At 72.0% G+C, this 14582-nt stretch carries 16 protein-coding genes; 5 read left to right on the plus strand and 11 right to left on the minus strand.

The features are described 5' to 3' along the window. Positions 1 to 58: 58 nt before the first annotated feature. From AB0F68_RS13940 to AB0F68_RS13960, 5 genes are all read right to left on the minus strand, one after another. Positions 59 to 229 carry a hypothetical protein gene (locus tag AB0F68_RS13940; protein WP_357336664.1) on the minus strand — a complete coding sequence of 57 codons (171 nt, stop codon included), beginning with the start codon at positions 227 to 229 and terminating at the stop codon, positions 59 to 61. 39 nt (positions 230 to 268) lie between these two features. After that, positions 269 to 928, minus strand: a complete 660-nt coding sequence (locus AB0F68_RS13945) for a hypothetical protein (RefSeq protein ID WP_357336666.1) — start codon at positions 926 to 928, stop codon at positions 269 to 271. 560 nt (positions 929 to 1488) lie between these two features. Continuing rightward, positions 1489 to 1983 carry a GNAT family N-acetyltransferase gene (locus AB0F68_RS13950; protein ID WP_357336669.1) on the minus strand — a complete coding sequence of 165 codons (495 nt, stop codon included), beginning with the start codon at positions 1981 to 1983 and terminating at the stop codon, positions 1489 to 1491. Positions 1984 to 2218: 235 nt separating this feature from the next. Next, the gene (locus AB0F68_RS13955) at positions 2219 to 2680 is read right to left on the minus strand and encodes a hypothetical protein (protein WP_357336671.1); all 462 of its coding nucleotides are present in this window, start codon (positions 2678 to 2680) and stop codon (positions 2219 to 2221) included. A 255-nt stretch (positions 2681 to 2935) separates the two neighbouring features. Continuing rightward, the gene (locus AB0F68_RS13960) at positions 2936 to 3595 is read right to left on the minus strand and encodes an HNH endonuclease family protein (RefSeq protein WP_357336673.1); all 660 of its coding nucleotides are present in this window, start codon (positions 3593 to 3595) and stop codon (positions 2936 to 2938) included. A gap of 217 nt (positions 3596 to 3812) precedes the next feature. Between AB0F68_RS13960 and AB0F68_RS13965 the strand changes: the two genes are divergently transcribed. Together AB0F68_RS13965 and AB0F68_RS13970 are read left to right on the plus strand one after the other, a co-directional pair. Further along, positions 3813 to 5642: a glycoside hydrolase family 15 protein gene (locus tag AB0F68_RS13965; protein ID WP_357336676.1), complete on the plus strand. Its 1830-nt coding sequence runs from the start codon at positions 3813 to 3815 to the stop codon at positions 5640 to 5642. Positions 5643 to 5842: 200 nt separating this feature from the next. After that, entirely contained in the window at positions 5843 to 6022 is a 180-nt protein-coding gene (locus tag AB0F68_RS13970) for a hypothetical protein (RefSeq protein WP_357276366.1), read from the plus strand. A 54-nt stretch (positions 6023 to 6076) separates the two neighbouring features. Here AB0F68_RS13970 and AB0F68_RS13975 read toward each other — a convergent pair whose 3' ends face one another. The 3 genes from AB0F68_RS13975 to AB0F68_RS13985 form a co-directional block, all read right to left on the minus strand. After that, positions 6077 to 7309: a sigma-70 family RNA polymerase sigma factor gene (locus AB0F68_RS13975; RefSeq protein ID WP_357336680.1), complete on the minus strand. Its 1233-nt coding sequence runs from the start codon at positions 7307 to 7309 to the stop codon at positions 6077 to 6079. 3 nt (positions 7310 to 7312) lie between these two features. Continuing rightward, the gene (locus tag AB0F68_RS13980) at positions 7313 to 7714 is read right to left on the minus strand and encodes a YciI family protein (RefSeq protein WP_357336684.1); all 402 of its coding nucleotides are present in this window, start codon (positions 7712 to 7714) and stop codon (positions 7313 to 7315) included. Between the two features lie 88 nt (positions 7715 to 7802). After that, positions 7803 to 8618 (minus strand): methyltransferase domain-containing protein, encoded by an 816-nt coding sequence (locus tag AB0F68_RS13985; protein ID WP_357336687.1) that lies wholly within the window; start codon positions 8616 to 8618, stop codon positions 7803 to 7805. Between the two features lie 53 nt (positions 8619 to 8671). On the opposite strand from AB0F68_RS13985, the gene AB0F68_RS13990 reads away from it, so the two are divergent. From AB0F68_RS13990 to AB0F68_RS14000, 3 genes are all read left to right on the plus strand, one after another. Next, the gene (locus AB0F68_RS13990; RefSeq protein WP_357336690.1) at positions 8672 to 8884 is read left to right on the plus strand and encodes a hypothetical protein; all 213 of its coding nucleotides are present in this window, start codon (positions 8672 to 8674) and stop codon (positions 8882 to 8884) included. 205 nt (positions 8885 to 9089) lie between these two features. Then, positions 9090 to 9839, plus strand: a complete 750-nt coding sequence (locus AB0F68_RS13995) for a neutral zinc metallopeptidase (protein WP_357336692.1) — start codon at positions 9090 to 9092, stop codon at positions 9837 to 9839. Positions 9840 to 9954: 115 nt separating this feature from the next. Next, complete coding sequence (locus AB0F68_RS14000; RefSeq protein ID WP_357336695.1) at positions 9955 to 10602, plus strand: HAD family phosphatase; 648 nt, start codon at positions 9955 to 9957, stop codon at positions 10600 to 10602. A gap of 4 nt (positions 10603 to 10606) precedes the next feature. Here AB0F68_RS14000 and AB0F68_RS14005 read toward each other — a convergent pair whose 3' ends face one another. The 3 genes from AB0F68_RS14005 to AB0F68_RS14015 all read right to left on the minus strand — a co-directional run bounded on the left by AB0F68_RS14005 (position 10607) and on the right by AB0F68_RS14015 (position 14403). Further along, positions 10607 to 10981 (minus strand): carboxymuconolactone decarboxylase family protein, encoded by a 375-nt coding sequence (locus AB0F68_RS14005; protein WP_357336698.1) that lies wholly within the window; start codon positions 10979 to 10981, stop codon positions 10607 to 10609. 105 nt (positions 10982 to 11086) lie between these two features. Then, positions 11087 to 13636, minus strand: coding sequence for an FtsX-like permease family protein (locus tag AB0F68_RS14010; RefSeq protein WP_357336701.1), 2550 nt, complete (start codon positions 13634 to 13636; stop codon positions 11087 to 11089). Continuing rightward, the gene (locus AB0F68_RS14015; RefSeq protein WP_357336703.1) at positions 13636 to 14403 is read right to left on the minus strand and encodes an ABC transporter ATP-binding protein; all 768 of its coding nucleotides are present in this window, start codon (positions 14401 to 14403) and stop codon (positions 13636 to 13638) included. Before AB0F68_RS14015 ends, AB0F68_RS14010 begins: the two co-directional genes overlap by 1 nt. Positions 14404 to 14582: the final 179 nt, after the last annotated feature.

Below are 14582 nucleotides of genomic sequence, written 5' to 3' on the forward strand. Positions count from 1 at the left end.
TCCCCGCAGGTGCTCTGACCTACGGGCGGAGCACCCGGAACGGCCGTGATCTCCATAATCATGCCGTTTCCAAGCCGTCGGGGGTCTGCGGGTCGTCGGCGAAGGCGTGGTCGATCGCGCGGCGGGTGCGATCCTCGTTGGCTGGCAGCAGGTGCGTGTAGATCCGGAGGGTGAAGCCGGGGTCGGAGTGCCCCAGGTACGCCGAGAGGGCCTGGTCTGGTCCCAACATGCTCGACGAATCCGTCCCAGGACGTGCTTGATGGTTGGCCTAGACGCCGAGTGTGTTGCCAGCTGCTACGAGGAGGTTCCGCCATTCCTCGTAAGGGAAGCCGGCCGGGTCGTCGGTGGGCTCGCCGCGCATGCTGTAGAAGGGGTAGTCGCTGTTGTCCTCCTGGACGGCGTACAGGTTGCCCGACTGGTCGCGGGTCCAGGAGACGCCGCGTCCGCGGAAGTCGCGGCGTGCCAGCCAGTCGGTGACGTTCGGCCAGTAACCTGCCCAGCCAGCGGGGCGCAGTGACTCGAACGCCGTGTGCATGGTCGAGCTGATCCGCTCGACGTCATCGTCGTCCTGGACGCTGACGAAGCGGCAGAGCAGGACCAGCGTGGGCCCAGGGTGCGGCATCAGCGGGTCGAGGGCAGCTACCGCGCGGCAGATGAGGTCGAGTTCCCACCACCGGAACGCGAACGGGTGCCAATGAGCCATGTCGTCCCAGCCGATGCTGCGAATGCCGTCCGACGTTGGGGTGCGGATACCGAGTTCGTAGGAGTCGTACCGGCCATGCACCTCAAGCACCAGCTGGCAACCGCCACCTACGGAAAGCTCAACGGTGGCATCCGGGACTCGGGTGGCGCCCTCGGCGTCAAAGAAGAACGTCTGCCAGAAGGCCGGATCACGGAATCGCTCGCGGAGGCTGTGGGGGACCGGCACCGGCGCAGGGTACCGGCCTCAACAGTTGAGCAGCGCCCCGTCCGCCAAGCATGTGCTGGGACGCGAGTGCCAAGCATCAGCCGGGACACACACGCGCTGCGACAGATGAGCGTGTGAACTTTCTGTACGAGATCAAGCGGCGCCGAACCTGGGCCGGCCCGAAGGCCCGCCGCCTCGCCTCTGGCCTTTGGCCAACGGGTAGGTGATAGCCCGCTGGCGGAGCGACATACGACGAGGCCCCGGGCCGCCATGAGTACAGGCAGATCCCGGGCTTCGGAGTTGAGCGTGAAGACCAGGGCGTCTCCCCGGCGGGGCCTCGAACGCTCCGGGATGGTTGGTGCCATCCCGCCAACCTTCGTCCGGGCGCCGCCGAGCGAGCAGGGTCTGCCCGGGCAAGGCCGTTCAGCCGCTCCACCTTGACCGGGCGGGTCATACCCGCTCCACGGCGTGCGGACGAAGGCCGACGGGATGGCTAGGGGTGCAGGGGGAGGGAGAGCCGCATGGATCGAGGGAGCTGCAGTGCTGCCGTCGCAGTGACTCGACTGGGGCACCACCGAGCGTCAGGCCCCGATCTCAGCGACCATCGTGTCCGCGTCCTCGAACGACTCAACCGTGCGGAACCCTTCAGCGGCGTACAGCCTCGCAGCGAAGTTCGCCCGCTCCACGCTCAGCGACACCGTCTGGACGCCACGTTCTCGTGCGACGTTCAGAACAGCGCGCAAGAGCGCCCGGCCCACACCGCGGCCTCGCCAGGTCTCCGCCACGCCGATAGTCAGCTCTGGCACGTCGTCACCCACGTACCCGTAGCCCGGATCTGCGGCGGTCAGGTATCGGAACCAGGCCGCGCCGACCGGCCGGTCAGCCGGGTCCACCGCCACCAGGCCGAAGTCGTTCGGCTGCATCCAACCGGTGACATAGTGAGCCAGCGCGGGGTTCGCCATGACCTGCTCGCGGGACCAGTTGCGCTCAGGCAGCCAGTTCACGGCCTCCACGAGCATGTCGACCATGAATTCGTAGTCGGCCGGGGTGGCTGCGCGGATGCCGAAGTCAGTCACCGCCGAAGCCTCGCACACAAGATCGACAGAGCCAAGATCGTGCCGTCTCCAGGCCGTCCAACGCGAACCAACAGCGACCATCGCTGACCCTGATACTTGGTGCGCGGCTCACGGGCCGGCTTGTCCGATTCCATGGAGTACGTTCCGGAATTGGATCAATACCCGCCAAGTGACGCCCACGCCTCGGAACGTCCTGGTGAGACTGGCCGCTGGATGGTTGGTCGGACGGCAGAGGTCAGCGCTGCCCGAGAAGCGGGTAGGCGCGCTCGATTGCCGACAGCGCTGTGAGCATCGCGGGGATGTCGGTCTGGTCGAGGTCGCTGATGGCGAATGTCAGGCGGTTGTCGACGCCGGGATCGTCGACAAGCTCTCCGGTGACGCCCAGCGAGCCGGTCGGCCGACAGGCCACAGTCAGTGAGATCCAACCTTCGAGCGAGGTGAGCACTGCTTCGCCATGCAGTTGTTGATTCATCTGCTCCAGGCCGTGTCGGAAGGTCTGGAGCTCATCGACGCGTAGCCCGGCGGAGAGCTGGGCTGAGAAGCTGCCAAGGTGGGCCGAGATCGGGCTGATCAGCCAGTTGCCGTCCCAGTAGTCGCTGCTGCCGGGGTGCATTCTTCCGATCAGGCGAACGGTCAGGTGGTTGCCGGTGGGGCGTCCGACGACCAGTTCAGGAGGTTCGGCGACGCCGAGGATCATGCCATCGACAGGCCGTTGAGGACTGCCTCGTCAGCGATGACGACCACGAGCGGGTCATCTCGAACCTCTGCCGGCTCTTCCGCGAGTTCCTCGGCCAGCTGGTTTCGATAGCCGGTCAGCGCTCAGCGGCGATGGCCGTCAAGGCGGACCAACCGGCGACCACCGACGCCAAGCGTCAACGCAGGTGACGTGCGATCTTGGAGAGTTGACGCTCGGAGCGAACGACAACTCTCCAAGATCCAACGACGGCGGGCGTCAGTAGGCGTAGGTGACGGAGATGGTGGCGGCCGGGCAGTTGTTGGCCCAGCTGGTCAGGGCGCTCTTCTCCGCGCTGTCCACGGTCAGCCGCCACCGGGTCTTCACCGCGACCCACTCGCCGATGTATCGGCAGCGGGCGGAGGCGTACGACGGCATCCAGGTGGCCGGGTCCTGGTCGCCCTTGGCCTGGTTGACGTTGTCGGTGACGGCGGCCAGCGCGCGGGAGTCGCCCAGGTCGTTGGCGTACGCCTGGCGGCGGCTGGTGGTCCAGTTGCGGGCGCCGGAGTCCCAGGCCTCGGCGAGCGGCACCATGTGGTCGATGTCGAGGTCGCCGGTGAGCGTCCAGTAGGCGTTGTCGTAGTAGGAGTACCAGCGGCCGCCGGAGAGGGTGCAGGTGCCGCTGATCGTGGGCTTGGTGGTGGCCTCGGCGTAGAGGACCTCGTTGCGGGTGTTGCAGCCGTCGCCGTCGGCGTCGATCCAGTGTGGGAAGAGGTCCCGGCTGTACCCGGTGCGGACCTCGGTGGCGACGGGGAGGCCGGCGACGGCGGTGGTCAGGGAGGCGGAGTAGCTGGCGGCCCAGGCGGGCTGGGTGAGGCCGAGGGTGGCGGCCAGGATCGCGGCGAGGCTGATGGCCGTGGCGCGCAGCGAGCGGGTCATGGGACTCCATCCGGATGGGATTGGCATGTACTGGCACCCATATAGACAGAGCTGGAAGTAATGGTCTAGATCAAGTTCCGTGAACAGTGGATGACCGGAACCGGACGGACGCCGCTCCCGGCGTCGAACCGGGCGAGCTGCCGGGCCGTCAGGTGTGTGCCGCCTGAGCAGGGGTAGTCGCCGGGGGGGCAACGGCGGAACGAGGTGGGAGGTCCGGGTGGACTCGTACCCCGCGGTGGAGGACCACGGCCTGATCGGCGATCTCCAGACGGCGGCGCTGATCACCAAGGACGGCACGCTGGACTGGTTCTGCGCACCCCGGTTCGATTCGCCGAGCATCTTCGGCGGCCTGCTCGACCGGCGTCGCGGTGGCCACTTCCAGGTCTCCCCGGAGGGCGTCGACTACACGAGCAAACAGCTCTACCTGCCGGGGACCCCGATCCTCATCACGCGTTTTCTCAGCGCCGAGGGGGTGGGTGAGCTGATCGACTTCATGCCGGTCGCGGGCGACCGGGCCACCGACCACCACCGCCTGGTCCGGATGCTGAGGGTGGTGCGCGGCACGATGCGGTTCCTGGTGGACTGCCGCCCCCGGTTCAACTACGGGCGGGACCGGCACGAGCTGGAGGTGCACCCGCACGGCACCGTCTTCCGCAGTCCCGGGCTCTCGCTCACGGTGAACACCGTCCGCTACGCCGACAAGCTCTACGACGAGCACGAGCGCCGGCGGAGCGAGGAGGGCGTCTGCGTCGTCGCCACCCTGCACGAGGGCGAGGCCGGCGGCGTGATCCTGGAGACGCAGTCCCCGGAGCCGCCGCGTCCCTATTCGCCGGAGCAGGCGCGCGAGCTGCTCGAACAGACCCGCGACTTCTGGCGGGGCTGGATCGGCCGCTCCTGCTACACGGGACGGTGGCGGGAGATGGTCGAGCGATCCGCCATGACGCTCAAACTCATGACGTACGCGCCGACCGGCGCGCTCGTCGCCGCCCCCACCGCCGGGCTGCCCGAACAGGTGGGCGGCGAACGCAACTGGGACTACCGCTACACCTGGATCCGGGACGCGTCCTTCTCGGTGCACGCCCTGCTCAGCCTGGGCTTCACCGACGAGGCTTGGCAGTACCAGCACTGGGTGGAGGACCGGGTCCGGGACGCCGAGGTGGGCGGCGTGCCGTTGCAGATCATGTACCGGGTGGACGGCTCGCCGGACCTCACCGAGGAGGTGCTCGACCACTTCGAGGGCTACCGCGGGTCCGCGCCGGTGCGGATCGGCAACGGCGCGGCGAACCAACTGCAGCTCGACATCTACGGCGAGGTGCTCAACTCCCTGCACCTCGCCAGCGATCAGGGCCTGAAGGGGTCCCATGAGGGCTGGCAGAATCTGGTCCGGGTGATGGACTGGCTCTGCGCGCACTGGGACCAGCCCGAGGACGGGATCTGGGAGACGCGGGCCGGCCGGCAGGACTTCACCTACGGGCGACTGATGTCGTGGGTGGCCCTCGACCGAGCCGTCCGGCTGGCCCACCGGCACGGGCGCCCCGCCGACCTCGTCCGGTGGACGCAGACCCGCAACCGGGTCTACGACCAGATCATGGCGCGCGGCTACGACCCGGGACGGCGTGCCTTCGTCCAGCACTACGGCACGGACGTGCTCGACGCCTCTCTGCTCGCCATGCCCTCGCTCGGTCTCGTGGCGCCGACCGATCCGATGTGGCAGTCGACGCTGCGGGCCATCGACGGCGAACTCGTCTCCGACAGCCTGGTCTACCGCTACGACCCGTCGGCCACGCCGGACGGCCTCGCCGGCAGGGAGAGCACCTTCACCATGTGCACCTTCTGGTACGTGCAGGCCCTGGCGGAGTCCGGCCGGCTCGACGACGCGCAGCTGACCTTCGAGAAGATGCTCACCTACGCCAGCCAGCTCGGCCTCTACTCGGAGGAGATCGCCCCCAGCGGGGAGCAGGCCGGCAACTTCCCGCAGGCGTTCAGCCACCTCTCGCTCATCAGCACCGCGGCGAACCTCGACCGGCTCCTCGACGCCCGCGGCTGACCGCCGCGCGGGAGAAACCCGCTGTGCCGCCCGGTCCCGCCCGCTACGGTGACCGGAGTACGGGTTACCGGCCCCGCCCGGGCGGGTAAGCGCCCCCGACCAGCAGCGCGGGCCCCGGCCCGCCGTCCACGCCGGCGCAGCCCGGGAGATGCGGCTGTGACGTTCGAGGACGAGCATGGGGTACGACGAAAGGGGCGGAGATGACCGACGACATCGCTTCGAAGGTTCCGCCGGACCCGGCCCCCGTGCTGAACGCGCCGGCCGGTCCACCGCCGGTCGGGCCGCCGAGCAGCCTGGACCTGTGGGCCCGCGCGCAGACGCTGCACCGCTGCTTCGGCGACGACGACGGCGAACCGCACATCATGCGCGGCCTGGACTGAGGCCGCACCATACGGCAGGCGCCCCCGCCGGGGCGCCATTCGCGCGTACTCGTGCTAGCCCAGCCGGGCCGCGCGGCCGTGCAGGTAGCGCTGCTGAGCCAGGTTCATCGACCGGCGGGCCGCCGCCAGGTACGCCTCCCGCGCGGCGTCCGGCTCCCCGGCCAGCTCCAGCAGGTGCGCCCGGGCCGCGTACCGGCGGTGGTCCTGGGCGACCAGACGGTCGGTCGCCAGCGCGTCGAGCAGCGCCAGGCCCGCCCGCGGCCCGCGCGCCATGGCCACCGCCACGGCGTGGTTCAGTCGGACCACCGGGTTGTCGTGCAGGGTCAGCAGCATCTCGTAGAGGGCGACGATCTGCGGCCAGTCCGTCGCCTCGACGCCGGGCGCCTCGTCGTGCAGCGCGGCGATCGCCGCCTGGAGCTGGTAGGGCCCGACCGCGCCCCGGGGCAGCGCCGCGGTGACCAGCCTCGTTCCCTCGGCGATCTGGTCGGCGCGCCAGCGCCGCCGGTCCTGCTCGGCCATCGGCACCAGGGTCCCGTCCGGGCCGGTCCGCGCCGGGGTACGCGCGTCGGTGAGCAGCATCAACGCCAGTAGCCCGGTCACCTCCGCGTCGTCGGTGAGCCGGTGCAGCAACCGGGCCAGCCGGATCGCCTCGGCGGTTAGGTCGGGCCGGTGCAGCCGCTCCCCGGCGGTGCTCGCGTACCCCTCGTTGAAGATCAGGTAGAGCACGTGCAGCACGGCGTCGAGCCGGGCGGCCCGTTCCGGGCTGGCGGGCGGGGCGAACGGCAGGCCGCTGTCCCGGATGCGCTGCTTGGCCCGGGTGATCCGCCGGGTCATGGTCGCCTCCGGCACCAGGAACGCTCGGGCCACCTCCGCGGTGCTCAGCCCGCCGACCGCGCGCAGCGTCAGCGCGATCTGCCCCGCCGGTGGCAGCGCCGGGTGGCAGCAGAGGAACAGCAGGATGAGGCTGTCGTCGGCGTCGTCCGGCGCGGTGTCCGCGGGCGGCGCCAGCCACCGGTCCGCCGGCGCTTCCCGGGCGACGCTGTCCTCCCGGCGGCGCCGGGCCTGCTCGGCGCGGAGCAGGTCGGTCAGCCGGCGGGACGCCACGGTGATCAGCCACGCCTTCGGGTCCTCCGGCAGCCCGTCCGCGGGCCAGCGGGTGGCGGCGGTGAGCAGCGCCTCCTGGGTGGCGTCCTCGGCGGTGTCGAAGTGCCCGTACCGGCGGACGAGCGCGCCGAGGACCTGCGGCGCCAGGGTGCGCAGCAGGTCCTCGACGCGCTCGGCGGGCACCGGTCAGCCCTGGAGTTCCTCGACGCCGTCCACGACCGGCCGCACGTCGACGTATTCGCCCTCGGCGTCCGGGTTGACGAACCGGGCGGCGATCTCGGTGGCCCGGTCGAAGCTGACGCACTCGACCATCGTGTAGCCGGCCAGCACCTCCTGCGTCTCGGCGTACGGGCCGTCGGTGACCACGGGCGCGCCGCCGCGCAGCCGGACCCGGCGGGCGTGCACCGGCGCGGACAGCCCCTGCGCGTCGACCAGTTCCCCGGTCTCGGCCAGGTCCTTGTGGATCGCCTCCATGTGGGCGTGCATCGCGGCGAGCTGCTCGGGGCTCATCGGTGGCTGGTCGCCGGGCCGCCCGGCCATGGCGTCGTAGTCCCGCTGGGTGCCGTAGAGCATGATCAGATACTTCACGGTGTCTCCTCTCGGCCGGCGCCCCGCGGCGCCGCTCACCCGGGACGTCGGAGCCGCGGAGCCGCCCCGGACACAGCCTAGGGGCGGATCAGCCCACCCGGGCCGAAGCGACCAGCGCGGCGGTGGGCAGCGCCAGCATGCCGTCAGCGTCCCGGTAGGGGGCGGTGAGCCGGTCGTACTCCCGCCGCACCCGCGCGCGTACGTCGGCCGGCTGCCGTTCCAGCATCAGGCCGATGGTGCTGATGCCGGCCGCCGGGCCGGCCCACCAGTCCTCCGGGTCGGTGCGGTGCGCCCAGGTCAGCGTCACGCACCGGACGTCGGCCAGCCCGGCGGCGGCCAGCAGCCCGGCCAGGCCCGCCTCGGTGCGCGGGAAGTCCCGCTCGGGCGCGGGCCGGGGCAGGTCCGGCGGCATGGCCACGCCGGCGGCGGCGAGGGCCGCACCCCAGAGCCGTTGCAGCGGCGGGTGCGGGGACGGCCAGACGGTCACCGCCACCCGGCCGCCCGGGCGGACCACCCGGCGCAGCTCGGCCAGGCCGGCGGCCGGGTCGCCGACGTGGTTGAGCACGAAGTTCGCGACCGCCGCGTCGAAGTCGGCGGGCGGGAACGGCAGGCGTGGCAGCACCGCGGCGCGGACCTCCGCGCCGGGCGCGGCCCGCCGCGCCGCGTCCAGCATGCTCGGCTCCGCGTCGACCGCCACCACCTCGGCGCCGCGGGCGAGGGCCGCCGCCGCGACGGTGCCCGGCCCGGTGCCCACGTCGATCACCCGCCGTCCGGCCCGCACGCCCGCCGCGTCCAGCAACGCCCCCGCCGGGTACGCGCAGAGCCGGCCGAAGCTGCGCGCGTACGCCTCGGCCCGGCCCGCCCACCGGGACCGTTCGTGGGCGTCGAAGTCCGTGTCGATCATCGCCGCACTGTAGTCGTGACCGGAGGGTGCACGGCGGCCCTACCGTGGCGGGCATGACGACGCTGGTGACACTGGCGGTGGTGGGCGTGGTGGTGGCCGTGGCGGTGGGCTACGTCTCCTGGCGGGATCGGCGGCGGTCCATCCCGGACGAGGACCGGGCCGCCGGCCGCAGCGCCCGGGCCCGGCAGTCGCGGTACGAGGGCGAGCGCCACGCCGCGCAGGGCGACACGGTGCAGCGCGCCCAGCGCGACTCCGGCCCCTTCTGAGCCTGGCCGGGTATGCCGGACGTGCGCTGGCGCAGCCCGGCGTACGACGCGGGTGCCGGGGCCGGCGTGCAATTCGACTCCGACCTGCCGCTGTTCGCCGCCGCCCGATGAACGAAGGCCGGCGCGGGCACGTGATCCCCGGTGGGCATCAACGGCGCGTGGTCGGGGTACTGCGCTGACACAGCGATTCAGCCGGGAGGCAGCGGTGGGGGAGAAGGCGCGACGTCGGCGGCCGGGGCCGCTCGCCGGGCTGCTGGTGGCCGTGGTGGTGGCGGCCGGCTGCATGGGCGGCGGGCGGGACCAGGGCGAGCCGGAGCAGCCCCGCCCGCGGCAGAGCGGCCAGCCGGCCTCCCCGGGAGCGGACTCGACCCGGGCGGACGGCACCACGAGCGTGGCCGAGTTCAAGCAGGACTTCTCCGACGCCGTGGGCATCGCCGAGCGCTACTGGACGGACCGGTTCCGCGACTCCGGCAAGCGGTTCCAGCCGATCCGGCGGGTGGTGCCCTACACCAGGTCCGGCGAGGTCTCCTGCGGCGGCGAGGGGCTGCCCCGCAACAACGCGGTCTACTGCTCGGCGGGCGACTTCATCGCCTACGACGTGAACTGGTCGGTGGGGGCGTTCCGGCAGGTCGGCGATGCCTTCCTGTTCTACCTGCTCGGCCACGAGTACGCCCACGGCGTCCAGGTCCGCCTCGGCATCCGCTACAACTTCACCATTCAGCAGGAGTTGCAGGCGGACTGCATGGCCGGGGCGTACATCGGCGACAACGTGCGCTCGGGGACGCTGACCCTGGCCGAGGGCGACCTGGACGAGTTCCGGGAGGGGCTGCTGGCCGTCGGCGACGACCCGGACCAGCCCTGGTTCGCCGAAGGCTCGCACGGCACCGCCGAGCAGCGCACCGACTCGTTCTTCCGCGGCTACGAGAACTCCCTGGACGCCTGCGGCCTCGGCTGATGTCGCAGGTCACCCTCGACGGGGACGGCGGTCACCCGGCGCGGCCCGGCTGAGAGGATCGTCGGGTACGCGCATCCGAGGGAGGCCCCCGCTGAGCAGCAGACACCCCGCCGCCGTGCTCTTCGACATGGACGGCACCCTGGTCGACAGCGAGAAGCTCTGGGACGTCGCGTTGCAGGAACTCGCCGCGTTCTACGGCGGTGAGCTCTCCGAGGCGGCCCGCAAGGCGATCATCGGCACCAGCATGGACGCCTCGATGCGGATCGTGCACGACGACCTCGGCCAGCCGGAGCGGGACCCGCAGGCCAGCGCCGAGTGGATCAACGCTCGGATCCTGGAGCTGTTCCGCAGCGGGCTGCGCTGGCGGCCGGGGGCCATGGCCCTGCTGCGCGCGGTCCGCGCCGCGGGCATCCCCACCGCCCTGGTCACCTCCAGCGGCCGGCCGCTGGTCGAGGTCGCCCTCGACACCCTGGGCCGGGACAGCTTCGACGCGGTGGTCTGCGGCGACGAGGTGGACGCGGCCAAGCCGCACCCGGAGCCGTACCTGACCGCGGCGCGGCTGCTCGGTGTGCCGATCGAGCGGTGCGTGGCGATCGAGGACTCGCCGACCGGGGTGGCCAGCGCGCTGGCGGCCGGGGCCGCCGTGCTGGCCGTTCCGGCCGAGGTGCCGCTGCCGCCGACCGACGGCGTACACCAGTTGGAGAGCCTGACCGCGGCGGACCTGGAGCTGCTCGCGGCCCTGCTCGGCGAACGCCCCGCCTGACCGGTCAGCGGGTTTCGCCGAACACCGCCACGGCGAGCTGGTAGCTGTCGAACGCCCGCGCCGCGCCGGCGTAGGCGGCCAGGTGGATGAACAGCTCGACGATCTCCTCCCGGCTCACCCCGGAGTGCAGCGCGATCCGCAGCTGTCCGCGCAGCGGCTCGTGGGTGCCCAACGCCGCCGCGATCGCCACCGACACCAGGCAGCGGGAGCGCAGGTCCAGGCCCTCGCGGGGCCACGCGTCACCGAAGGTGTGCAGGGTGGCCAGCCGCCGGAAGTCCGCTCCGACAGCGGGTTCACCGGGACCGAGCGGCAGGGTGAGCGGCTGGCCGAGCAGCCGCTCGGCGTTCTCCAGCGCCCGCGCGTAGGCGTCCTCCGGCACACCCTCACCCCCGTGGCCCGAGTCTGGCAGCGGGCAGGGGACCGGCGGGGACGAAACGGCCCCCGCCACACTCCGGTGGCGGGGGCCGTCGCGCGCGTGCCGGGGTCAGTCGTGGGCGATGGCGCCCAGCACGTTGATCCGCGCCGCCCGGATGGCGGGCAGCACCGCGGCCACCACGCCGATGATCGCGGCCAGGACCAGGAAGGTCACCATCTGGCTCCAGGGCAGGACCAGGTCGGTGATGCCCTCGTCCTTGAGCGCCCGGACCACGGCCGCGCCGAGGCCGGTGCCGACCACGACGCCGAGCAGCGCGCCGAAGATCGAGATCACCACCGCCTCCACGGTGATCATCCGCATGGTCTGTGCCCGGCGCAGGCCGATCGCCCGCAGCAGGCCCAGCTCCCGGGTGCGCTCCAGCACCGACAGGGCGAGGGTGTTGATGATGCCCAGCACCGCGATCACGATGGCCAGCGCCAGCAGGATCTGGATCATCCGCAGCGGGGTGTCCAGCTGGCTGGTCTGCTGCTTGATGAACGCGGCCCGGTCCGCCACCGACACCTCGGGGCTGTCCGCGAGCAGCCCCTCGATCTGCGGCTGCACCGCGGCGACCGAGGTGCCCGGGGCGAGCTGCACGAAGCCCTGGATGGGCTGCGGGATGGCGAAGTCGGTGGCCGCCTGCGGCGGCAGCACCACCGGGTTGGTCAGCTGCGAGCTCTCGTAGATGCCGCTGACCGTGTAGGTGCGGGCCTCGCCCCGCGACAGCTGCACGCTCACCGTCGAGCCGACCGACAGGTTGCGGGACTTCGCGGTGTCCGAGCTGAGCAGCATCTGGTCCGGGTTGAGCCGGCTGATGTCACCGACGGTCGCCTTCGCCCCGAAGATCCGCTCCAGCGCGGCCACGTCGCTGGACGCGGCCACCCAGGTCCGCTGGCCGTTCAGCGTGGCCATGTCGCCGTACTCGCCGTCGACCAGCTGCACCCCGGGGATGGCGGCGGCCTTCTCCAGCACCGCCGGGTCGAAGCTCGGCGGCCGCGGGCCGGACTGGGCGCCGGAGATCACCAGCTCCGCCTTGATGGTGTCCTCCGCCAGGGCGCTGATGCTGCCCTTGGCCGAGTCGAGGATCACCGTCACCCCGGTCACCAGGGCGATGCCGACCATCAGCGCGGCCGCCGTGATCGCCGTGCGGCGGGGGTTGCGGCCGGAGTTCAGCCGGCCCAGCTTGCCCGGCACCGACCAGGCGAAGATCGTGCCCAGCAGGGCGACGACCGGCCGGCTGATCAGCGGGGTCAGCAGCGCCACGCCGATGAAGGCGAACAGCACACCACCGAGGATGGTGGCGAGGGTGTTGTCGCCGGCGTGGTTGCCGAGCCCGAGGAAGAGCAGGCCCGCGCCGATCGCGGTGACCACCGACCCGCCGACGGTCACCTTGGTCAGCGGCCGGTCCGGCGTGGCCACGTCCTGCATGGCGGCGATCGGCGGGATGCGCGAGGCGCGCAGCGCGGGCAGCAGCGCCGCCACCACCGTGATCACCAGGCCCACCGCGAAGGCGCCGATCACCGCCGCCGGCGGCACGCCCAGACCGGCCAGGGTGAGCCCGCCGGCGAGCTTGCCGAACAGGTACGCCAGCAGCGCGCCGACCCCGATGCCGGCGGCGAGGCCGAGCACCGAGGCGATCAGACCGACCGCCAGGGCCTCCAGCACCACCGAGCCGATGATCTGCCGCCCGCTCGCGCCGATGGCCCGCATGAGCGCCAGCTCGCGGGTGCGCTGGGCGACGATGATCGAGAAGGTGTTGAGGATCAGGAAGGTGCCGACCAGCAGCGCCACCGCGGCGAAGCCGAGGAGGATCTTGTTGAAGAAGGACAGGCCCTCCTTCAGGCCGGCCGACGCGTCGTCCGCGAGCTGCTTGCCGGTCTTGACCTCGTAGTCCGCGCCGAGGGCGCGGGCCACCTCGTCCCGCAGCGCCTCGGGCGTGGTGCCGCCGGCGGCCTGCGCGGTCACGTTGGAGAACACGTCGGGCTTGCCGAGCATCAGCTGCTGGGCGACCGGGGTGGTGAAGGCGACCTCGTTGACCCCGCCGACGGAGTCCCGGCCGCCGCTGTAGCCGAAGACGCCGACCAGGGTGAACTCCTTCTTCGGCGCCAGGGTCAGCACGCCGACCCGGTCACCGACCTTCACCTTGGCGGCCTCGGCCAGCGCGACGTTGACCACGATCTCGTCGTCGGCCTGCGGCGCGCGCCCCTCGCGCAGCTTCACCAGGTCGCCCTCGCCGAGCCAGTTCTCGCCGAGCTGCGGCGGGCCGAACGAGGTGACCACCTTGCCGTTGCTGCCGATCAGCCGGGCCCCGTCGGCGTTGACCACGCCGCGGACGTCGGTCACGCCCGGCACCGCCTTGACCCGGTCGACGACCGACGCGGGCACCGGGGCGGCCACCTGCTCGCCCTCGACCTCGGAGAGGGAGACCTTCGGCTTCGCGGCCACGTTGACGTCGACCTCGGAGAACGCGTCGGAGAAGACCGCGTCGAAGGAGCGGCCGAGGGTGTCGGTGAGCACGAACGCGCCGGAGACGAACATGACGCCGAGCACCACCGCCAGGCCGGACAGCAGCAGGCGCAGCTTGCGCGCCAGCAGGCTCTTCAGAGTGGCCCGGAACATCAGTTGCCCACCTCGGCCGGCGCGTCGAGCTTCTTCATGGTGTCGAGCACCGTGTCGGCGGTCGGCTCGATCAGCTCGGAGACGATCTCGCCGTCGGCCAGGAAGACCACCCGGTCGGCGTACGCGGCGGCGGTCGGGTCGTGGGTGACCATGACGATGGTCTGGCCGTGCTCGCGCACCGAGTTGCGCAGGAAGTTGAGCACCTCGGCGCCGGAGCGGGAGTCCAGGTTGCCGGTCGGCTCGTCGGCGAAGATCACCTCGGGGCGGGCGACCAGGGCCCGGGCGCACGCCACCCGCTGCTGCTGGCCGCCGGAGAGCTGGGCCGGGCGGTGCCCGAGCCGCTCCCGCAGGCCGACCGTGTCGATCACCGTGTCGTACCAGGCCGGGTCGGGCTTGCGGCCGGCGATCGACAGGGGCAGCAGGATGTTCTCCTGCGCGGTGAGCGTGGGCAGCAGGTTGAACTGCTGGAAGATGAAGCCCACCTTGTCGCGGCGCAGCTTCGTCAGGCCGGCGTCGCCCAGCCCCGTCACCGTGGTGTCACCGATCATGACGGTGCCCCGGGTCACCGAGTCCAGGCCCGCCAGGCAGTGCATCAGCGTCGACTTGCCCGAGCCGGACGGGCCCATGATCGCCGTGAACCGGCCCCGCTCGAACTCGGCGCTCACCCCCCGCAGCGCGACGACCTGCGCCTCGCCGCTGCCGTACACCTTCCACACGTCGCTGGCCCGGGCCGCGGCCTGCGCCTGCTGCCCTACCGTCGCGGTCACGTCATCTACCTCTTCCGTCAGCCTGCTGATCCGCACCGCCCCCGCTGGTCGGTGCGCCAGTTCCCATCCTCCGTGGCGCCGGGCGCGGATCCGTCCGCCCCGGGGCGGAACCCTCGCCGAAATTTCCGTTGGGGTCACCCCCGAGGCCGGCTCAGGGTCATCCCTGACCGGCCGGCGCC

Origin of the sequence: Micromonospora sp. NPDC023966 (assembly GCF_040639095.1) — a bacterium.
In the GTDB taxonomy this organism is placed as follows: Bacteria; Actinomycetota; Actinomycetes; order Mycobacteriales; family Micromonosporaceae; genus Micromonospora.

What these genes read in the sequence shown, in the direction of transcription:
- AB0F68_RS13940 (WP_357336664.1), bottom strand. Translation starts at nt 229, where the DNA reads ATGTTGGGACCAGACCAGGCCCTCTCGGCGTACCTGGGGCACTCCGAC.
- AB0F68_RS13955 (WP_357336671.1), bottom strand. Translation starts at nt 2,680, where the DNA reads ATGATCCTCGGCGTCGCCGAACCTCCTGAACTGGTCGTCGGACGCCCC.
- AB0F68_RS13960 (WP_357336673.1), bottom strand. Translation starts at nt 3,595, where the DNA reads ATGACCCGCTCGCTGCGCGCCACGGCCATCAGCCTCGCCGCGATCCTG.
- AB0F68_RS13970 (WP_357276366.1), top strand. Translation starts at nt 5,843, where the DNA reads ATGACCGACGACATCGCTTCGAAGGTTCCGCCGGACCCGGCCCCCGTG.
- AB0F68_RS13985 (WP_357336687.1), bottom strand. Translation starts at nt 8,618, where the DNA reads ATGATCGACACGGACTTCGACGCCCACGAACGGTCCCGGTGGGCGGGC.
- AB0F68_RS13990 (WP_357336690.1), top strand. Translation starts at nt 8,672, where the DNA reads ATGACGACGCTGGTGACACTGGCGGTGGTGGGCGTGGTGGTGGCCGTG.
- AB0F68_RS14010 (WP_357336701.1), bottom strand. Translation starts at nt 13,636, where the DNA reads ATGTTCCGGGCCACTCTGAAGAGCCTGCTGGCGCGCAAGCTGCGCCTG.